The sequence below is a fragment of the Tahibacter sp. genome, from assembly GCF_035481375.1.
Classification (GTDB): domain Bacteria; phylum Pseudomonadota; class Gammaproteobacteria; order Xanthomonadales; family Rhodanobacteraceae; genus Tahibacter.
Genome location: NZ_DATIGT010000122.1, coordinates 1 through 20,390, shown reverse-complemented (window position 1 = coordinate 20,390; position 20,390 = coordinate 1). Strand labels below are relative to the sequence as shown.

At 66.4% G+C, this 20,390-nt stretch carries 19 protein-coding genes; 12 read left to right on the top strand and 7 right to left on the bottom strand.

Translation table 11 applies throughout. The annotated features are described in order from the left end of the window. Positions 1-454: protein kinase domain-containing protein (locus VLF18_RS08095; protein WP_325279117.1), on the bottom strand; the 454-nt coding region annotated here is incomplete at its 3' end. A gap of 155 nt (positions 455-609) precedes the next feature. Between VLF18_RS08095 and prpB the strand changes: the two genes are divergently transcribed. Genes prpB through prpC form a run of 3 tightly spaced genes read left to right on the top strand, consistent with a single transcriptional unit; the run spans position 610 to position 3,266 of the window. Then, on the top strand, positions 610-1,500 hold the full coding sequence (gene prpB / locus VLF18_RS08090) for a methylisocitrate lyase (protein ID WP_325279116.1): 891 nt from the start codon (positions 610-612) through the stop codon (positions 1,498-1,500). A 4-nt stretch (positions 1,501-1,504) separates the two neighbouring features. Beyond that, the gene (locus VLF18_RS08085; protein ID WP_325279115.1) at positions 1,505-2,065 is read left to right on the top strand and encodes a hypothetical protein; all 561 of its coding nucleotides are present in this window, start codon (positions 1,505-1,507) and stop codon (positions 2,063-2,065) included. A gap of 46 nt (positions 2,066-2,111) precedes the next feature. Then, on the top strand, positions 2,112-3,266 hold the full coding sequence (gene prpC / locus VLF18_RS08080) for a bifunctional 2-methylcitrate synthase/citrate synthase (protein ID WP_325279114.1): 1,155 nt from the start codon (positions 2,112-2,114) through the stop codon (positions 3,264-3,266). A gap of 254 nt (positions 3,267-3,520) precedes the next feature. Here the strand turns inward: prpC and VLF18_RS08075 are convergent, their stop codons facing one another. The 3 genes from VLF18_RS08075 to VLF18_RS08065 form a co-directional block, all read right to left on the bottom strand. After that, positions 3,521-4,141, bottom strand: coding sequence for a proprotein convertase P-domain-containing protein (locus VLF18_RS08075; protein WP_325279113.1), 621 nt, complete (start codon positions 4,139-4,141; stop codon positions 3,521-3,523). A gap of 417 nt (positions 4,142-4,558) precedes the next feature. Next, a complete protein-coding gene (locus tag VLF18_RS08070; protein ID WP_325279112.1) occupies positions 4,559-6,580 on the bottom strand; it encodes an NADPH-dependent 2,4-dienoyl-CoA reductase in 2,022 nt (673 codons plus the stop codon). 130 nt (positions 6,581-6,710) lie between these two features. Beyond that, positions 6,711-7,409, bottom strand: a complete 699-nt coding sequence (locus VLF18_RS08065; protein WP_325279111.1) for a TerC family protein — start codon at positions 7,407-7,409, stop codon at positions 6,711-6,713. Between the two features lie 614 nt (positions 7,410-8,023). Between VLF18_RS08065 and VLF18_RS08060 the strand changes: the two genes are divergently transcribed. From VLF18_RS08060 to VLF18_RS08025, 8 genes are all read left to right on the top strand, one after another. Further along, positions 8,024-9,163, top strand: coding sequence for an OmpA family protein (locus tag VLF18_RS08060; protein ID WP_325279110.1), 1,140 nt, complete (start codon positions 8,024-8,026; stop codon positions 9,161-9,163). Positions 9,164-9,441: 278 nt separating this feature from the next. Next, the gene (locus tag VLF18_RS08055) at positions 9,442-9,867 is read left to right on the top strand and encodes a YjfI family protein (RefSeq protein WP_325279109.1); all 426 of its coding nucleotides are present in this window, start codon (positions 9,442-9,444) and stop codon (positions 9,865-9,867) included. A 5-nt stretch (positions 9,868-9,872) separates the two neighbouring features. Beyond that, complete coding sequence (locus VLF18_RS08050) at positions 9,873-10,628, top strand: PspA/IM30 family protein (protein WP_325279108.1); 756 nt, start codon at positions 9,873-9,875, stop codon at positions 10,626-10,628. A 121-nt stretch (positions 10,629-10,749) separates the two neighbouring features. After that, positions 10,750-11,781 (top strand): potassium channel family protein, encoded by a 1,032-nt coding sequence (locus VLF18_RS08045; RefSeq protein ID WP_325279107.1) that lies wholly within the window; start codon positions 10,750-10,752, stop codon positions 11,779-11,781. Beyond that, positions 11,778-12,431 (top strand): YjfK family protein, encoded by a 654-nt coding sequence (locus VLF18_RS08040; protein WP_325279106.1) that lies wholly within the window; start codon positions 11,778-11,780, stop codon positions 12,429-12,431. Before VLF18_RS08045 ends, VLF18_RS08040 begins: the two co-directional genes overlap by 4 nt. Positions 12,432-12,444: 13 nt before the next feature. Then, on the top strand, positions 12,445-12,858 hold the full coding sequence (locus tag VLF18_RS08035) for a DUF350 domain-containing protein (protein ID WP_325279105.1): 414 nt from the start codon (positions 12,445-12,447) through the stop codon (positions 12,856-12,858). A 10-nt stretch (positions 12,859-12,868) separates the two neighbouring features. Further along, entirely contained in the window at positions 12,869-13,414 is a 546-nt protein-coding gene (locus tag VLF18_RS08030) for a DUF1190 domain-containing protein (RefSeq protein WP_325279104.1), read from the top strand. A 2-nt stretch (positions 13,415-13,416) separates the two neighbouring features. Beyond that, positions 13,417-14,580, top strand: a complete 1,164-nt coding sequence (locus VLF18_RS08025) for a glutathionylspermidine synthase family protein (protein WP_325279103.1) — start codon at positions 13,417-13,419, stop codon at positions 14,578-14,580. A gap of 83 nt (positions 14,581-14,663) precedes the next feature. Here the strand turns inward: VLF18_RS08025 and VLF18_RS08020 are convergent, their stop codons facing one another. From VLF18_RS08020 to VLF18_RS08010, 3 genes are all read right to left on the bottom strand, one after another. Then, positions 14,664-15,392, bottom strand: coding sequence for a hypothetical protein (locus VLF18_RS08020; protein ID WP_325279102.1), 729 nt, complete (start codon positions 15,390-15,392; stop codon positions 14,664-14,666). 176 nt (positions 15,393-15,568) lie between these two features. Beyond that, a complete protein-coding gene (locus VLF18_RS08015) occupies positions 15,569-17,623 on the bottom strand; it encodes a M13 family metallopeptidase (RefSeq protein WP_325279101.1) in 2,055 nt (684 codons plus the stop codon). A gap of 65 nt (positions 17,624-17,688) precedes the next feature. Then, entirely contained in the window at positions 17,689-19,716 is a 2,028-nt protein-coding gene (locus VLF18_RS08010; RefSeq protein ID WP_325279100.1) for a M13 family metallopeptidase, read from the bottom strand. 150 nt (positions 19,717-19,866) lie between these two features. Between VLF18_RS08010 and VLF18_RS08005 the strand changes: the two genes are divergently transcribed. Further along, positions 19,867-20,390 (top strand): MBL fold metallo-hydrolase (locus tag VLF18_RS08005; protein WP_325279099.1); only part of this gene is annotated, 524 nt, incomplete at its 3' end.

Here is a 20,390-nt window from a genome sequence, read left to right as displayed (position 1 = left end):
CGAGGAACGGCGCGCCGCGCGAGTCGCTGCCGCCGTCGACGAGGCTCGCGATGTTGCGGTGATCGAGTTCGGCGAGGATCTGGCGCTCGCGCACGAAACGCTCGCGCTCGGTGTCGGACCAGCGTTCGCGGTCGAGCTGCTTGAGCGCGTAGCGCTGCACGAACGCGCCGTCGCTGCGCTCGGCGAGCCAGACCCGGCCCATGCCGCCGCGGCCGAGTTCGCGCAGGCAGCGGTAGCGCGGAAACTCGACGACGGCCGGCTCGCGCGCGGCCTGATCGAGACTGTCGAGCGGCGCGCCCGATGCCGCGAGCAGCCGCCGCAGCGCCGCGGCGTATTCGGGCTGCTCGCGTTCGAGTTCGGCCAGCCGTGCCGCGCGCTGCGCCGCGTCCGCGTCGTGCAGTTGCAGGAACAGCGACTTCACGCGGGCGTAGTCGGACGGCTCGGTCGTTTTCATGCGCGGCGCAGGGGCGGGTCGTGGCGGAATGGTAAGACCTACGCAGGACGGCGCGGGATTCTCCGGGTACGGCGCCGGATTTGTCGGTTCCGCGCGCCCCGGCTGCCGAAACCGCCGAACTGGCTTAAAATCGCGGTCTTTGAGCGGAGATCCCCATGAGCCAGATCCCGAGTGCCGGTACGCGTTTCCGCGAGGCCGTCGCCGCCGAGCAGCCGCTGCAGGTCGTCGGCACCATCACCGCCTACGCCGCGCGCATGGCCGAACGGGTCGGTTTCAAGGCGATCTATCTTTCCGGCGGCGGCGTCGCGGCGAATTCGCTGGGCATGCCGGATCTGGGCATCAGCACGATGGAAGACGTGCTCACCGACATCCGCCGCATCACCGACGTATGTCCGCTGCCGCTGCTCGTCGACGTCGACACGGGCTGGGGCGGCGCCTTCAACATCGCGCGTACCGTGCGTTCGCTGATCAAGGCCGGCGCCGGCGCACTGCATATCGAGGATCAGGTCGCCGCCAAGCGCTGCGGCCATCGCCCGGGCAAGGCGATCGTGCCGAAGGACGAGATGGTCGACCGCGTCAAGGCAGCAGTCGACGCGCGCTACGACGACGGCTTTGTGATCATGGCGCGCACCGACGCGATCGCGGTCGAAGGCCTCGACAAGGCGATCGAGCGCGCGCAGGCCTGCGTCGAGGCCGGCGCCGACATGATCTTCCCCGAAGCGATCTACACGCTGGAGCAGTACCGCACCTTCCGCGATGCGGTGAACGTACCGATCCTCGCGAACATCACCGAGTTCGGCCAGACGCCGCTGTTCACGACGACCGAACTCGGCGCGGCCGGCGTCGACATCGTGCTGTACTGCTGCGGCGCGTATCGCGCGATGAACCAGGCCGCGCTCAACGTCTACGAGACGATCCGCCGCGACGGCACGCAGAAGGCTGCGGTTCCGACCATGCAGACGCGCGATGCGCTGTACGACTACCTCGGCTACCACGCCTACGAACGCAAGCTCGACGAGCTCTTCGCGAGCAAGCCCGCGGACTGATGCCGTGAATGAAGCCGGGCCGGTCACTGCCGCACCGCCGCGCCGTCGCGACTGGGCCGCGTATTCGGCCATCGTCGCCACGCTCGTCGGCCTGCTCGCGCTCGGTGTATCGGCATACACCGCGCTGCTGCAGCGCCAGCAGGTCCGCGCGCAGGTCTGGCCGCGGCTGCTGCTCATGAGTTCGGAAACGCAGCAGGAAATGCTCGTCATCAACAAGGGCGTCGGCCCTGCGGTGATCCGCAGCCTGCGCGTCAGCGTCGGCGGCGTCGCGCAGCGCGACTGGGCAATGCTCGCCAAGACGCTCGGCCTGAAGCCGGACGACTATGTCCAGTCGACGGTCAACAACGTCGTGATCAGCGGCGGCGAACGCTACGTGATGGCGCAGTTCCCGCAGCCCGAGGTCTGGGCGCGCGTCGGAACGGCCGTGAAGCGCATCGAACGGCGCCTGTGCTACTGCTCGACGCTCGAGGAGTGCTGGGTCGTCGACACCGCGCCGGGCCGCGAGGACGGCTATCGCGAAGTCGATCGCTGCGAGCGCGTCGAGGCCGAAGAATTCAACGATTGAAGCACGGCGTCGCGGACTCCTCCGCCGCGCCAACGATGGAGTACATATGAGCGAAGCGGCACAGCAAGTCCTCCCCAAGGCCAAGAAATCGGTCGCGCTCTCGGGCGTCGCCGCCGGCAACACGGCCGTCTGCACGGTCGGCCGCAGCGGCAACGATCTGCATTACCGCGGCTACGACATCGCCGACCTCGCGGAAAAAGCGACCTTCGAGGAAGTCGCGTACCTGCTCGTGCACGAGCATCTGCCGACCGCGTCGGAACTCGCCGCCTACCGTACCAAGCTCAAGCGCCTGCGCGGTCTGCCGCAGCCGGTCAAGGCCGCGCTCGAACTGCTGCCGGCGTCGACGCATCCGATGGACGTCATGCGCACGGGCGCCTCGGTGCTCGGTACCGTGCTGCCCGAAAAGGAATCGCATCCGATCGCCGAGGCGCGCGACATCGCCGATCGCCTGATGGCCTGCTTCGGCTCGATCCTGCTGTACTGGTATCACTTCAGCCACAACGGCCGCCGCATCGCGACGGAAACCGACGACGAGTCGATCGCCGGCCACTTCCTGCATCTGCTGCACGGCAAGCCGGCCAGCGAGCTGCACGAACGCGCGCTCGACCAGTCGCTGATCCTCTACGCCGAACACGAGTTCAACGCGTCGACCTTCACCGCGCGCGTGATCGCCGGCACGAACAGCGATTTCTATTCGGCGATCACCGGCGCGATCGGCGCGCTGCGCGGCCCCAAGCACGGCGGCGCGAACGAAGTGGCGATGGACATCATCTCGCGCTACCGCAGCGCGGACGAGGCCGACGCCGATATCCGCGCTCGCATGGAGAAGAAGGAAATCATCATCGGCTTCGGTCACCCGGTCTACACGATCGGCGACCCGCGCAATCCGATCATCAAGTTCATCAGCCGGCAGCTCTGCGAGGCGGGCGGCAACCGCACGCTGTTCGAAGTGTCCGAGCGCATCGAGACGCTGATGATGGACCTGAAGAAGATGTTCCCGAACCTCGACTGGTACAGCGCGTCGAGCTACCACATGATGGGCGTGCCGACGGCGATGTTCACGCCGCTGTTCGTGATCGCCCGCACGTCGGGCTGGAGCGCGCACATCATCGAGCAGCGCATCGACGGCAAGATCATCCGCCCGAGCGCGAACTACGTCGGCCCGGACGATCGCGCCTACGTGTCGATCGAGAAGCGCTGAGCACCGAAGGCGTGTCGCCGGCCCCGGGAATGGCCGCGGCAGCTGCGCGAAAAGAAAAAAGGGGCCTCGCGGCCTTTTCAGGGAATCTCTAAAAACCGCCGTTCCGGCGACTTTTAGAGTCGCCGAGTCCGGCGCAGGTCCGGACTCGGCTCCGCTGATCAATCGCTTTTCGCGAAGCGGCGCATGACTGCGCCGCGGGGTCGTCGACATTATTCTTCGACGTTCCCTTCTCGTTGCGGCGTTCCCAAGCCCCTTCAGTCGATCGAGAAGCTCTGCAGCGAGACCGGCGTCGTGCTCAGCGTCAGGCTCCAGCCGTCCAGCGTACCGGTGTCGGCGGATGCCGAATCGCCGATGCACAGCTGCCAGTTGCCGACCTTGTTCTGGCCGGCCAGAGTGCCGAGATTACCCGCCGTGGCGGCCCCCGGCGCCGGTGAATACGAGCAGGGCGAGCCGGCGAAGGCGCAGATGACGTCGCCTGTCGCGAGATCGCTCGGCACCTTGCCCATCTGCTCGGCCGGATTCGCGGCGGCGTCGTCGTAGGTCAGCGGGTTGGCGATCGCTAGGTTCGAGTTCTCGCCGAAGCCGGCCGTGTCGTTGCCGTCGTCGACGGTTTCCGCGACGCCGGGACGCGAGGTCAGCGTGATCGTGCTGCCGCCCGGGCTGACCAGCTTGATCGTCAGATCGCCGACGAAGGTGTGGCTCATCGCGACCTGCACCGTCGCCGTGGCGACCGTATCGCCGCCGCCGCTCGGCACGGCGATCGTATTGCAGAGCATGGCGCCCATCGTGCCGTTATAGGTGTTGTCGGGTACTGCCAGCGCGAGACCCGGGCCCGCCGTATACGTCTGTGCGCCGGCGGTGCCGAGGCAAAGCATCAGAACACCGAATACTGCAAAATTAAAAAGACAAGAAACTCGCATTTTGCGCATGGATCACTCCCCAAAAGAAAAATCTGCTTTGGGATCCGTTACCGCAACACAACGTCCCTTCGCGCGGCCTCGCCGGCCAGTGGATACCGCCTCTGATCCGCATGTCCTCCGGCGACGGACAGGACGTCGCCCGCTTCCGGAAAATCATGCGGACGGCAACAGTACGCCGAGGAATCCGGTTCGGTCAAAAAATGTGACGGGCGTCACCTGGTTGCCGGGCTGGCTTCGGATGCCCGGGAGGCGGGCGCGGGTGTCTGCCGGCCGTCCCTGTCGATTCGGCCGTGTCGCGCAGGAAGTAGGCGCTGCCGGACCGCTTTCGCAATGCTCGTCCGGAAAGAGCGCCGCCGCGCCGCAGCGCACCCGTCATAGGGCGGCCGCGAGCCGCGTGCCCTGGGCGATCGCGCGCTTGGCGTCGAGTTCGGCGGCCACATCGGCGCCGCCGATCACGTGGGTCCTGAGACCGAGCGCCGTGGCGGCATCGTAGTCGCTGCGATTGGATTCCTGCCCGGCGCAGAGCACGACCGTGTCGACCGGCAGCACCTGCACCTCGTCGCCGATGCGGATATGGAGGCCGGCGTCGTCGATGCGCTCGTAGGTCACGCCGGCGATCATGGTGACCTTCTTGGCCTTCAGCGCCGCGCGGTGCACCCAGCCCGTGGTCTTGTTGAGCTTGTCGCCGGGCTTGCCCTGCGTGCGTTGCAGCAGCCAGACCTGACGCTCGGGCGGCTCGGGCCGCGGCGGCGCGATCGCGCCGCGCGCCGCATAGTTCGTGTCGACGCCCCATTCCTCGGACCAGCGCGCGACGTCGGTCGTCGGGGACGGGTGCGCCTGAGTCAGGAACTCGGCCACGTCGAAGCCGATGCCGCCCGCGCCGATCAGCGCGACCTTGTGCCCGACCGGCCGGTTGCGCATGAGCACGTCGTAGTAGCTGACGACCTTGCGATGGTCGACGCCGGCGATGGCCGGCGTGCGCGGATGCACGCCGGTCGCGAACACCACCTCGTCGAACTTCTCGCCGGCGAGCGCGGCGGCGTCGACCTTCGTGTTCAGGCGCAGCTCGACGCCGGTCTCGGCGATGCGCGTACGGAAGTAGCGCAGCGTCTCGAAGAACTCTTCCTTGCCCGGGATGCGCTTGGCCATGTTGAACTGGCCGCCGATGTCGGCGGCGGCGTCGTAGAGCACGACGGCATGGCCGCGCTCGGCCAGCGTCGTCGCGCAGGCGAGACCGGCCGGTCCCGCGCCGACCACGGCGACGCGCTTTTTCTGCACCGCCGGCGCGACGACGAGTTCGGTCTCGAAGCACGCGCGCGGATTCACCAGGCAGCTTGCGCGTTCGTTTTTGAACACGTGATCGAGGCAGGCCTGGTTGCAGGCGATGCAGGTGTTGATCGATGCGGCCTTGCCGGCGCGCGCCTTGGCGACCCAATGCGGATCGGCGAGCAGCGGCCGCGCCATCGACACCATGTCGGCTTCGCCGCGCGCGAGGATCGCCTCGGCCACGTCGGGCATGTTGATGCGGTTGGTCGCGATCAGCGGAATCTTCACGTGGCCGCGCAGCTTGTGCGTGACCCAGGTGAACGCGCCGCGCGGCACGCTCGTGACGATGGTCGGCACGCGCGCCTCGTGCCAGCCGATGCCAGTATTGATGATCGTCGCGCCGGCCGCCTCGATCTCCTGCGCGAGCGCGACGACTTCGTCCCAGGTCTGGCCTTGCTCGACGAGGTCGAGCATGGACACGCGGTAGATGATGATGAAATCGGGTCCGACCGCCGCACGCGTGCGCCGGACGATCTCGACCGGAAAACGGCGGCGCTTCCCGGGCGTGCCGCCCCAGTCGTCGTCGCGGCGGTTCGTGCGCTCGACGAGGAACTGATTGATGAGGTAACCCTCGGAACCCATGATTTCGATGCCGTCATAGCCGGCATCCCGCGCGAGTTTCGCCGAGGTCACGAAATCGCCGATCGTCGATTCGACGGCGCGCGAGGAGAGTTCGGATGGCGTGAACGGCGTGATCGGCGACTTGATCTTCGACGGCGCGACCGACAGCGGGTGATAGGCATAGCGGCCGGCATGCAGGATCTGTACGCAGACCTTGCCGCCTTCGTCATGGACCGCGCGCGTGACCTTGCGGTGGCGCGCGACGTGCCAGGGCATCGACAGGCGACCGGAGAACGGCTTGAGCCAGCCGCGAATGCTCGGCGCGATGCCGCCGGTGACGATGAGTCCCACACCCCCGCGTGCGCGCTCGGCGAAGTAGGCGGCGAGCTTGTCGAAGTCGCTGGCCTTGTCTTCGAGCCCCGTATGCATCGAGCCCATGAGCACGCGGTTCGCGAGCGTCGTGAAACCGAGATCCAGCGGAGCCAGGAGATGCGGGTAGTCGCTCATGCGCGGTCTGCCGTGCCGAAAGTCGGCGAACCATGCATGGAATGACTGGAGAGGGCAACTCAGCCGGACGCGACCGTCGGCTGGCCGCGGCGCCGCCGACAAGGGCGTCGGCGGCGGCCGGGAAGAACGTTCAGCCGGCGCTCTTGAGTTCGCGTTTTTCGCGGCGCGCCTTCTCGCGCAGCCAGCCGAAGCCGAGACCCCCACCGATGATGAGCACGTAGGCGGCGATCTCGACGGCGACGTTGCCGCTGATCCAGTCCGCGATGAACTTCTCGTGCATGATCATCTTGCCCGCGGTCCACAGCAGCGCGCCGGCGCCGATGTAGATGACGATCGGGAAGCGCTCGACGAGGCGCAGGATCACGGTGCTGCCCCAGACCACGATCGGAACCGAGATCAGCAGGCCGAGCACGACGAGCACGAAGTTGCCATGTGCCGCGCCCGCGACACCGAGCACGTTGTCGAGGCCCATGAGCGCGTCGGCGATGATGATCGTGCGCATGGCGCCCCAGAATCCGCTGACCCGGCTGATCTCATGCTCGTCGTCCTTCTTGTCTTCGGTCAGGAGCTTGAGCGCGATCGGAATCAGCAGCAGGCCGCCGGCGAGCATGAGGCCGGGGAAGTGCAGCAGCCAGACCACGACCAGCGTCATCAGTGTGCGTACGCCGATCGCGCCGGCCGTACCCCAGAAGATCGCCTTCTTCTGCAGGTCGCGGGGCAGATTGCGCGCCGCGAGAGCAATGACGATGGCGTTGTCACCGGCCAGCACGAGATCGATGAGCACGATCGCGAACAGCGCGGTGAAAAAGTCAGGCGACAGAAATTCCATGGATACCCCGGGTCAGTTGTCTTGGCTGGGACAAGGACACGCAAAAACGCAGGCAAGACTTCGCCGTGTCCGGCGAAGGTCTTGCTCACTGCGTTACCGGGATGGGCGGTGACGACAGCCGCGCGACCGGGGCGTAGGCCCGTGATGACGATCAGCGCGCGAGGAGCTACTCCCCTTCGATCCGGGAATAAGTAGCGGCTCGTTGGCGCGAGGTCAAGCCGGCGCGACCGGAATCGTGATTCTTGTTGACACTTGCAAACGGTTGCGCGGCTGCCGCGCACGGGCGTCGATCGCAGTCCTGCGCCTGGCATCAGCGGCGAACGCCGGCGACGGCGCAGTCCACGCAGTAGTCCACGCAGTGAAGCTGTTCACGAGTTCATGACCTGCTTTGCGCAATAAACGCGCGAAATGTTAAGTCTGCACTGAGCGGAACATGAACGGGTGGGGCGAGCTGTAGTTACAGGTCGTTGATTTTGCTAGACTGCCGCCCGCCCTAGGAATGGGCCCAAATGTTAAGCCACGCCATCGACACTTTTACTTGTTAAAGTGAACGAGCTTTGCGTCCGTACGGGGTGGAGTGGACGCGCGCGATAACACCAATGAGGAGACTCCGAATGAAACGTAATGGCTTGTTTGCCCTGATTGCCCTGTCCCTGGCCGGTATTGGCTCGGCTCAGGCGCAGGACTACAGCAACTGGTACATCGCTCCGCGCATCGGCGCCGTGATCCCGGACAGCGATCGCGAAACCGATACTTCCCTGTTCACCGGTATCGGCATCGGCTACTGGTCGACCCCGAACTTCGCGGTGGATTTCGAAGTCACCCACAACAACGCCGACTTCGAAGACAGCTCCCTCCGTGACGGTCACGAATTCGAGAACGTCGGCGTCGGCTTTGCCGGCCGCTACTTCTTCGGCGATGCCGGCAGCTCCTGGCGTCCGTACGTGATGGGCGGCCTCGGCTTCCTCCGTCACGCTGCCATTTCCGGCAACCTGCTGCGTCCGACCAAGGTCAACGGTTGGGATCCGATGGTCACCGTCGGCGGCGGCATCCAGCACGGCTTCAGCGACCGTCTCGCGTTCCGCGCCGAAATCGCGGCCCGCTACGACCGCGACAACAATTCCCGTCAGTTCTACACGCTCGACGACAGCACCGGCTACGTCGATGCGATCGCCAGCGTCGGCCTGCTGATCAACTTCGGCGGCGGCGGTGAAGTGACCCCGACCGAAGTCCGCAAGGATCCGCCGCCGCCGGCGCAGCCGCAGAAGTCCTGCCGCGACCTCGACGACGACAACGACGGCGTCAACAACTGCGACGACCGCTGCGCCTCGACCCCGGCCGGCACGAACGTCGGTCCGGACGGTTGCCCGCTGGTCCAGGTCATCGACCTGCGCGGCGTGAACTTCAAGTTCGACCGTCCGAAGAAGGGTGAAGGCAACATCGGCCCGACCCTGCAGGAACCGACCGCCGAGTCGATCGCGATCCTCGACCAGGCCGTCGACACGCTGACCCGCAACCCGAACGCTCGCGTCGAAGTCGTCGGCCACACCGACTCCGTCGGCACCGACGAGTACAACCAGGGTCTGTCCGAGCGCCGCGCGCGCATCGTGTACGACTACCTGACCTCGCACGGCATCGACGCCAGCCGCCTGTCCGGCCCGACCGGCTACGGCGAATCGCGTCCGATCGACACGAACGAAACCAAGGAAGGCCGTGCGCGCAACCGCCGCACCGAGCTGACCCCGCAGCAGTAAGCTTTTCGTTTCGCGTGTACCCCGAAAGCCCGGCGCAAGCCGGGCTTTCTTTTTGCGTGCGCGACGGCCGGATGCGGCGGCTCCGCCTGCGCACGCGGACGGATGCGCCGGCCGTCCGCAAGTCCCACTCGCAGGACTTGTACCGGCTCGCAATAGTCGTCAGATTAGCCCCCGCGCAACGCCCGCAACGCCCTGGCCCCGTGTTCGTTCGTCCCACGTTGGCACGTTGCACTGGCAGCGCCACAACTCACGATCATTCGCAGGAGGCTAGGTACGTCGTGAACACCCCCTGGACCACGGAATCGCTGCACGAGGCGCTGCATTCCGACAAGACCGTCGACCTCGAAGGCATCGAACTCAGCCTGATCGGCGGGGTCGACGCCATCATCCACATCACCATGCACGAACACGGCGATCTCGCGATGCACATGGCCGTGTCGGGCGAGCAGATCTTCGTCTCCTCGCCGCTGTGTCTTGCGAGCCAGGTCAAGGACCGCAATGCGTTCAACGAAGCGTGCCTGCGTCTGAACCCGGTCAACCCGCTGTCCAATCTCGGCCTGCAGGATGTCGGCGGCGAGGATCTCTACATCGTGTTCGGCGAACTCTCCAGCCGTTCGCCGCTGAACGCCGTCGTCGAGGAAATCCACGCGCTCGCCGACAACACCATCCAGGCCGCCGAGGCCTTCGCCGACCATCTGAAGTGACCGCCATGGCTATCTGGACCAAGATCATCACTCTGTTCCGCGGCGCCGCCCACGAGGCCGGCACGGCCGTCGTCGACGCCAATGCGATGCGCATCCTCGACCAGGAAGTCCGCGACGCGCAGAACGCGCTGCTGCGTTCGCGCGACGATCTCGCCAAGATCATGGCGCAGCGCAAGATCGCGAACGACAAGCTCAACGACAAGAAGGCCAAGCAGGTCGAGTACAGCAACTACATCCGCGAAGCGCTCGCGCGCGACAACCGCGGGCTCGCCCAGGAAGTCGCGACCAAGCTCGCGACGATCGAGGCCGACATCGCGACCGAAGCCAAGATCATCGGCGAGTACGACAACAGCATCTCGAAGCTGCAGGCGTCCTCGCGTCAGGCCGAAACGGTCATCACGCGCCTGAAGCAGCAGATCGACACGGTCAAGGCGACCGAAAGCGTGCAGCGCGCGCAGGCAGCGCTCGCCGCGCAGCATGCGGGCACCGGCGCGAAGCTCGGCACGGCGCTCGATTCGCTCGAACGCATCAAGCAGCGTCAGACCGAACGCGCCGCGCAGCTCGAAGTCGCCGACGAGATGGCCAAGGCGACCGGCGAGGACACCGACTTGCAGCGTCGGCTGGCGCAGGCAGGCATCGTGCCGGGCGAGTCGTCGGCCGAGTCGATCCTGGCGCGTTTCGAGACGCCGGCGCCGAAGGCGCTCGGTCACGACGGCGTACCGCAGCTCGACCACATCGCCGCCGCCAGCAAGACCAGTTGAACGTGGAGGAACCCGCCGGCCTGGCGCCGGCGGGTTTGCGTGAGCCGCGGCGCCGCTCGGGGACGCGCGCCGCAGCCGGACATGACCACGGGGAGGGCATATGCCGGTCTGGATTCGACTGATGCGTGCGTTCCACCGCCACCTCGCTCTGATGAGCTGGGGCGTGCTGCTCGGCGTCGTGCTGCTGCACAGCCTTGTCAGCTGGGAACTCATGCTGCTCGCCGGCGAGGAAAAACTCGTCACGGCGACCGACTGGTTCTACTACTACATCGTCACCGCAACGACGATCGGCTACGGCGACCTCTCGCCGCAGACGCAGGCCGGCCGCTGGGTCGCGATCTTATGGCTGCTGCCCGGCGGCGTCACGTTGTTCGCCATGTTCATCGGCAAGGCCACGACCGGACTGATCGACACCTGGAGGCGCAGGGCCATGGGCAAACACAGCTATCCCGCGATGAGCGGGCATACCGTCATCGTCGGCTGGATGGGGCGCGATACGCTGCGCATGCTGGACCTGCTGGTGCAGGACAGCGTCACCGACGACGAGGGGATCGTGCTCGTCGCATCCGACGAAATGGAAAATCCGCGGCCCGAACACATCCGGTTCGTGCGCGTGGAATCGCTGGCGGATCCGGTCTGCTATCAGCGCGCGAGCGTCGCCGCGGCGGCGCGCATCATTATCAACGGCGCCAACGACGAGCAGACGCTCGCCGCGGCCTTCGCCGTGCTCGCGAGCAAGCCGCGCGGCCATGTCGTCGTGACCTTCGAGCGCAGCGACACCTGCGCCGTGCTCAAGGCGCACTATCCTGCGGTCGAATGCGTGCTGCCGCTGCACGTCGAGGTCATGGTGCGCGCGGCGCAGGACGCCGGCAGCGCCGCGGTTGCCGCCGAGCTGCTGTCGATCGCCGGCGGGGCGACCCAGTTCAGCCTTCGCGTGCCCGAGCGCAGCACCGGCTGCGCCTACGGGAAGCTGTTCAATGCCTTCAAGCACGAGCTGGGCGTGACGCTGCTCGGCTATACCGCGGGCCTCGGGGCGGAGCCGCGCCTGAACCCGCCCGATTCCGACCGCGTCGGCGCGAACGCGACGCTGTACTACATTGCCGATCGCCGCATCGATCCGGCGCGCATCAACTGGGGAGCGTGTGAACCATGAGCTGGCTCGGAAAAATTTTCGGTTCGAAACCCGAAGAACCCGCGACGGCGCCGCCCGGTCCGCTCGGACTGCGCCTCAAGGGCGCTGTCGCCGTCGACAGCCTGCCGTTTCGCGTCGCCGGCGACCGGCTCGTGTTCGAGGCGCCCGAAGGCAACCAGCTCATCGAGGCCTGGGGCGAAGTCGAACTCGGCGGCGGTTCGCGGCTGCATCGCTATTACCTGACCGACGATGCCTTCGTGCAGGTCGGCACGACGGCGGGACAGATCGACGACGTCAAGCTGTTCGTGTTCCACGAGACCGTCAATCCGCCGAACCAGAACGCGTTCAACGACTGGGTCAAGCGCGGTTCGCAGATCGGGGCCGTGTCGCTGCTGCTCGCCGGGCAGCGTTACGACCGCGTCTGGGGCGAGGGCATCGCCGGCAGCGAGTGGGCGCCGCCCGTCGTGTTCGACGAAAAAGTCTACAACAAGGACTTCCGCGAGCCCGATTACGAACTCACGCACTATGCGATGCTCTACCAGCGTCACGTGCCCGAACTCGATCGCTACGAATACGTGATCGTCAGCGCGGAAGACTACGGCCCCAACGAATACTGCATCACGTACTCGATCGGCGTGGATGTCAGCCAGGCCGACCTCACCATCACCTGAAAAGGAGCTAGTCATGACCGATTCGATTCTGCGTTACCTCGGTGGCGTGCCGGCGTTCCTGTCGTATTTCGCGATCGGTGCGGGGCTCATCATCTTGTTCTGCCTCGTCTACGTGCGCCTGACCCCTCACGCCGAGTTCGCGCTGATCAAGGAAAACAAGCCGGCTTCGGCGATCGCCTTCGGCGGATCGCTGGTCGGTTTCGCGTTGCCGCTGCATGCGGCGATCTCGCATGCGGTCAGCCTGCTCGACTGCGTGCTCTGGGGTGTCGTCGCGCTGATCGTGCAGTTGTTCGCGTTCTTCGCCGTGCGCATCGTGGTTTCCGATCTGCCGGGCCGCATCGCGCGCGACGAGCGCGCCGCCGGAATTTTCTCGGCCGCGGTCGCGATCGCGGTCGGACTCGTCAACTCGGCCAGCATGAGCTACTGAGGCCAGCGCCATGAAACGATCTCCTACCGTTCGCCTCCTGCTCATGGGCACGGCGCCCGTGCTGCTGACGGCCTGCGAAGCGCAGGAAGAAGCCGTGCTGTACAAGGACGTCACGGAATGCGTCGCGGGCGCGCGCCTGACCGAAGACCAGTGCAAGGCCGCGTTCGACCACGCGAAGTCCGAGCACGAGCGCGTCGCACCGCGCTACACCTCGCAGGCCGACTGCGAAACCGACTTCGGCTCGGGCAAGTGCCATTCCGTGAACCAGGGGGCCGGCATCCAGTTCATTCCGCTGATGGCCGCCTACGCGCTGGGCTACTACGCGGGCCGGCCGAACTATTACCAGTCACAACCTTTGTACTATTCGCACACCAGCTTCGGGTCGAGCGGCGGCTACATCAATTCCGGCGGCCAGCCGATCTCGCGCAGTACGGGCACGACGACGGTCGCGCGCAGTGCGATGCAGGCGCCGACACGCGCCGTGACCATGTCGCGCTCCGGCTTCGGCTCGTCCTCGAGCGCGAAGGGCGGCTGGGGCGGAAGTTCGGGCAGCTGACGATGCGGCGAATCGCGATTCCCGAACGCACCGACTGGCGCGACACGGCGAGAAGCTTCGGCTTCCGCTTCCATACCATCGACGGCGAGCCGTACTGGGACGAGAGCGCGTACTACGCGTTCTCGCTGCGGCAGATCGAGGACGACCTCGAAGACCCGACGACGGAACTGCACGAAATGGCCATGGGCCTCGTCGGCGAGATCGTGCAGAGCGAGGAGCTGATGGACCGGCTCGCCGTGCCCGCCGGCTACCGCGACTGGATCGCGGAGTCCTGGCGGCGCGGCGAACCGCATCTGTACGGCCGCATGGATCTCGCCTACGACGGCAAGGGTCCGGCCAAGCTGTTCGAGCTCAATTACGACACGCCGACGGCGCTGTACGAAGCGGCGTTCTTCCAGTGGGTCTGGCTCGAGCAGCAGCAGGCGCGCGGACAGTTGCCGGAGTCCGCCGACCAGTACAACCTGATCCAGGACCTGCTCGTCGAGACCTTCGCGACGATCGCGCCCGATCTGCCCAAGCCGCTGTATTTCTCCGCGGTGCGCGATTCGCTCGAAGACCAGGGCACGGTCGCCTATCTGCGCGACTGCGCCGAGCAGGCCGGCATCGACACGCGCAGCATCGCGATCGAGGACATCGGCCTGTCGACGGACAGCCGCTTCACCGATCTCGACGACTATGTCATCGAGTCGCTGTTCAAGCTGTATCCGCTCGAATTCCTGTTCGTCGAGCGCTTCGGCCCGGCGCTGCCGCGATCGCGCATCCGCCTGATCGAGCCGCCGTGGAAGACGCTGCTCAGCAACAAGGGCATTCTTCCGTTGCTGTGGCACAAGCACCGCGGGCATCCGAATCTGCTCGAAGCGCATTTCGAGACGGGCGACAGCGAAGCGCTCGCGCCGGGCTGGGTCAGAAAGCCGATGTACTCGCGCGAAGGTGCGAACGTCACGCTGATCCTGCCCGACGGCAGCCAGCACGTCGCATCGGGCCCGTACGACGATTCGCCGTGGGTACGTCAGGCTGCGCAGCCGCTGCCGCTGTTCGACGGCAACTATGCCGTCGTCGGCAGCTGGGTCGTCGCCGACCGTGCCGCGGGCATCGGCATCCGCGAGGACACCACGCTGATCACGCGCGACACCTCGCGCTTCGTGCCGCACGCGATCGTCGACTGACTGCGTGCGGATGTATCCGCCGGCCGCGTTGCGCGGCCGCCGCCCGGCGACTCGTGCCGGGCGGTCGTTCGGCTAGTCGCTCATCACTGCTTCGGACACTGGTTTTGTTCCATGTCGTGGTGCCACATCGCGCATTCCGCGGCGAGACCGTGTGAGTCGTAGGCATAGCCGCCGTTGCGCGACAGCGCGGACGCGTAGGCGGAAGCGAAGCGCGCGCAGGTCGCTGCATTGATGCCAGCCGCGCCGCACGCGTCATCGAGCGCGTCGAGGAAATTCGAGTCGCAGTGGCTCTGGCCGAGCTGCGCCGCATAGCAGGCATCGTGCGAGCGGCAGGCGTTGCCGAAATACGCGCCGCTCATGGGCTGGTCAGCGTTGCCGCTGAACTGCAGGCGCAGGTCGTAGGACATTTCGCCTTCGATGCCGCTTTCCCAATGGCCATAGCAGCCGTCCGAAATCTGTCCCATGTACAGCGAGAAATCGACGTTGACGCCGGGCACCGGCGGCGGATCGCTGGCCGGACAGTTCTGCGGCTTTTCGGCGCGCTGCCGCGCGCAGAACTGCGAACGGTCGATGACGGCGTCGTCGGGCGAGATCGGTTCGTCCGCCGTGCCGTGCTCGACGCTGTATTCGGACATCATCGTCATCAGCAGCGTGGCGCAGCCGTAGCCGGAGCAGATCACGCGCCCGGACGGAATGGCGGTCGCCTCGACGATGACGGGCGGCATCGTCGTCTGCGCGGAGGCCGGCGTGCCGGCGATCAGTCCCGCGAATCCGACGGCGGCAGCGAAACGAAAAAAGGTTGCGATGGACATGGCGTGGCTCCTTGGTCTGGTCGGCGGCATCGGTCCCGCGCGGACTGCGCGGCCGATGCCGAGGCGCGACTCATGCGCGTCCCGGCTGCAGACTCGATACGGAGCGGGCGAATCGATCACGCGCGAAAAAAGAGGGCGCCCTGCGGCGCCCTCGTCGTGACCGGATCGCGTTCCGGTTACCAGATCTTCACTTGCTTCTCGCCGCTGCGGACCATCGCGTCGCCGGCCTTGCAGCCGAACGCGTCGGCGAAGGCCGGCATGTTCGACGGCGCGCCGACCGCGCGGAACTGCGCCGGCGCGTGCGGATCGACGTTGAGGCGGCGCTTGAGTTCGGCGTCGCGGAACGCTCGGCGCCAGACCTGGGCGAAGTTCAGGAAGAAGCGCTGGTCGGGCGACAGCCCGTCGATCTTCGCGTTCGGGTCCTTGGCCTTGCTCTGCGCGAGCTTGAACGCATCGTAGGAAACCGCGAGGCCGCCGAGATCGGCGATGTTCTCGCCGAGCGTGAGCTTGCCCTTCACGTGCAGGCCGTCGATCGCGACGTAGTCGTCGAACTGCTTGACGAGCCGGTCGGTGCGCGCGTCGAACTTCTCGCGGTCTTCCTTCGTCCACCAGTCGGCGAGGTTGCCCTTCGCGTCGAACTTGCTGCCTTCGTCGTCGTAGCCGTGCAGGATCTCATGGCCGATCACCGCGCCGATGCCGCCGTAGTTCAGCGCGTCGTCGGCCTTGGCGTCGAAGAACGGCGGCTGCAGGATCGCGGCCGGGAACACGATCTCGTTCTGCAGCGGGTTGTAATACGCATTGACGGTCTGCGGCGTCATGCCCCATTCGCGGCGGTCGACCGGCTTGTTGATCTTCGACATGGCCCAGTCGTTGTTGAACCTGGCCGCAGCGGCGACATTCGCGAAATAGTTGTCGGCCTTGACCGTCAGGCCGTCCCATTTGCGCCAGTCTTCCGGATAGCCGATCTTCGGCGTGAACGACGCCCACTTCTCGAGCGCCTTCTTCTTCGTGTCGGCGCTCATCCAGTCGAGCTTCTCGATGCGCGCCTTCGTCGCCTGTCGCAGATTGTCGACGAGTTCCTGCGCGCGCTGCTTGGCTTCCGGCGGGAAGTTCTTCGCGACGTAGAGCTGGCCCATCGCCATGCCCATGCCGTTCTCGATCGACTCCATGACGCGCTTCCAGCGCGGCTGGTTTTCCTGCTGGCCGCGCAGCGTCTTGCCGTGGAAACCGAAGTGCGCCTCGGCCAGTGCGTCGGTCAGGTACGGCGCCGCGCCGTCGAGCGTCTTGAAGCGCAGGTACGCCTGCCAGTCGGCGACGGGCACCTGCTCGATCATCGTGTCGACTTCGGCGAAGAACTTGGGCTGCGACAGCGAGAAGCCCTTGCTGTCGGAGAGGTTCTGGCGCGCGAAGAACTTGTTCCAGCCGAAATGCGGATTCTTCTTCTGCGCCTCGTCGAGCGTCACGAAGTTGTACTGGTTCTCCGGCGAACGCAGTTCGACCGGCGCGAGCGATGCGGTCGCAAGGCGCTTCTCGAACGCGAGCACGCTCTCGGCCTGTTTGGTCGCCGCGGCCTTCGGCGTTCCGCCGAGTTCGAGCAGCTGCGCGACGTAGGCCTGATAGGCCTCGCGGATCTTCTTGTAGCTGCCGTCCTTGCCGTCCTCGAGGTAATAGGCGCGCTCGGGCAGGCCGAGGCCGCCCTGGAACGCATACGCGATCTCCATCGACGAGTTCTTGAAGTCGGCCTCGCCGCCGAAGTTGAACAGCAGACCGAGGCCGGCCGCATGCGTGTCGTGGACGAAGCCGACGATGTCCTCGGGCGACTTCAGGCTGTCGACGCGCTTGAGCCAGTCCGCGATCGGCGCGACGCCGGCCTTGTTGGCCGCCGCCGCGTCCATGCCGCTCTTGTAGAACGCGCCGATCTTCGCGTCGATCGACGCCGGATCGAGCGTGGCGAGGTTCTTCGCGGCGGCTTCCGCGATTTCGTGCGTCGCGTGGATCGACGCTTCGTCGAGCTGCTCGAAGCTGCCCCAGGTCGAGCGGTCGCCCGGGATCGCGTTGGCCTTGAGCCAGTTCGCGTTGACGTAGCCGAACAGGTCGTCGCAGACCTTGCGTTGCGCGTCGAACTGCCTGACGTCGATGCCGCGGGTCAGCTCGATCTTGTTCGCGAGCGCGAAGCCGCTGCAGGCCAGGCCTACGGCGAGCACGAGGGGTTTGATCAGGCGGTGTTTCATGTGGAGCCTCTGGTCGCTGTTCCCGCTGCTGCGGGTATCGGTGTGTACGTTGGGACGAAGTGGAATTACCAGATCACGACGCGCTGCGACGCGTCGCGAACCATCGCGTCGCCGGCCCTGCAGGAAAACGCCGCGGCGAATTCCGGCAGGTTGGCGACCGGGCCGAGCACGCGCCATTTTGCCGGCGAGTGCACGTTGGACTGGACCTGCAGGCGCAGCGCGGCCGGGCGCTGCGCGGTGCGCCAGGCCTGCGCGAAGGCGAGGAAGAACCGCTGCTCGGGCGTCATGCCGTCGACGGGTTTCCCGGGCTTGCCGGCCTGCGCGATACGGAATGCGTCCCAGGCCACCTGCAGGCCGCCGAGGTCGGCGATGTTCTCGCCGAGCGTGAGCCGTCCCTGGATGTGCAGGTCGTCGACGACGACGAACGCGTCGAACTGTTTCACGAGCTTGTCCGTGCGCGCCTCGAACTGGGCTTTGTCCTTGTCGCTCCACCAGTTCGCGAGGTTGCCTTTCGCATCGAACTGGCTGCCCTGGTCGTCGAAGCCGTGCAGCAGCTCGTGGCCGATGACCGAGCCGATGCCGCCGTAGTTCACGGCGTCGTCCATCTTCTCGTCGAAATACGGCGGCAGCAGCTGCGCGGCCGGAAACACGATTTCGTTCTGCAGCGGGTTGTAGTACGCATTGACGGTCTGCGGCGTCATCTCCCACTCGCCGCGGTCGACGGGCTTGCCGATCTTGGCGTAGAGCCGCTTCGCCTCGAACCGGCTCGCCGCTTCGATGTTCGCGAAATAGTCGCCGCGCGCGATCGTCAGGCCGGAATAGTCGCGCCAGCGGTCCGGATAGCCGATCTTGCTGACGAGCGTATCGAGCTTGGCATAGGCCGCCTGCTTGGTCGGCGCGTCCATCCAGTCGAGCTTCGCGATGCGCGCGCGCAGCGCTTTCTTGAGATTGCCGACGAGCTGCTCGGCACCGGCCTTCGCCGCCGGCGGAAATACGCGCGCGACGTAGATTTCGCCGACTGCCTCGCCGAGCGCTGCGTTGGTCGCGTCGATCGCGCGCCGCCAGCGCGGCTTCAGCACTTCGACGCCGCGCAGCGTCTTGGAGCGGAACGCGAACTGCGCATTGACGAAGTCGCTCGACAGGTACGCGGCTGCATCGTCGGCGAGATGGAAGCGCAGATACGCCTGCCAGTGCGCGAGCGGCACGTCGGTCAGCGCCTTGTCCATCGCCGCGAAGAATTCGGGCTGCGCGAGCGAGAAGCTCGTGACGTCGCCGCGGCCGAGCGCCGCGAAATACGCGCCCCAGGAAAAATGCGGCGTCTTCGCATCGGCCTGTGCGAGCGTGTGGATGTGATAGAAATTGTTCGGATCGCGCAGCGCGAGCGGATCGAGCGAATCCTTCGCCAGACGCGTCTCCAGCGCCACGACGTGCGCCGCATTCGCGGCGGCGGCGCTGTCGCCGGTCAGCTTCAGCAGCGCGGCGACATAGTCGCGGTATTGCTGCAGCAGCGCCTTCGACTTGGCGTCGTCGCGGAAGTAGTAGTCGCGGTCGGGCAGGCCGAGTCCGCCCTGCGTCGCATAGCCGATCACCTGCGACGCATTCTTCATGTCCGCCTCGGGGCCGAAGTCGAACAGCACCTGCGTACCGGCGGCGTGCCAATCGCGCAGCAGCGGCACGATGTCGGCGTTCGTCTTCAGCGCGGCGATGCGCGCGAGATCGGCGGCGAGCGGTTTCGCGCCGGCCTTCTCGACGGCGGCCTCGTCCATGGCGCTTGCGAAGAAGTCGCCGATCTTCTGCGTCACGCTGCCCGCGGCGCCGGGTTTTTCCGCGGCCGCCTTCAGCACGTCATGCAACACCGCTTCGTTGCGGTCCTGGATTTCGTTGTCGAGGCTCCACTGGCTGTATTCCTGCGGGATCGGATTGCCCGCGAGCCATCCGCCGTTCGCGTATTGGAAGAAATCGGCGCAGGCCGCGGTTTTCGTATCGAAATTGCGCGGATCGAGGCCGCGTTGGTTGGTGTGGGCGGCGGCCAGCGTCGCGGCGAAAGCCAGGGCAAGCGCCGACAGGCGCGGCAGGGCGGAACGCAGGTTCATGCGGAAATCCCGGAGCAATGGCGCAGCGTAGGCACGAAACCCGAAATCTTACAGTGTCGAAGGTTTGGACACCGCGGCGCACTGGCGGGCCGGATGCGGCGGACGGCGGCGCGCGCATAATCGGCAACCGGTCATCGATGCGGAGTTGCCATGCAGGTCCAGTTCTGCGGTGCGAACGGCGAAGTCACGGGATCCTCGCATCTGGTCCGCGTCGGTGACCATCAGATCCTGCTCGACTGCGGCATGATCCAGGGCGACGAGGAAACCGAGCGGCGCAACGCCGAACCGTTTCCGTTCGATCCGCAGCGCCTGGCCGCGCTCGTGCTGAGCCACGCGCACATCGACCACATCGGCCGCGTCCCGCTGCTCGTCAAGCGCGGCTTCCGCGGCCCGATCTACGCGCAGGCCGCAACCGCCGATCTCGCGCGCATCATGCTCGAAGACGCCGCATCGATCGCCGAGAGCGACATCGTGCGCGACAACCTCAAGCGCATGCAGCAGGGACTCAAGCCCGAGCAGCCGCTGTACACGCGCCAGGACGCGCAGGCCGCGCTCGCGAACGTGCGTCCGCTGCCTTACGACAGCGAACTCGAGTTCCTGCCGGGCCTGCGCCTGCGCTTCCGCGACGCCGGGCACATCCTCGGCTCGGCCGTCGTCGAACTCTGGCAGGACGG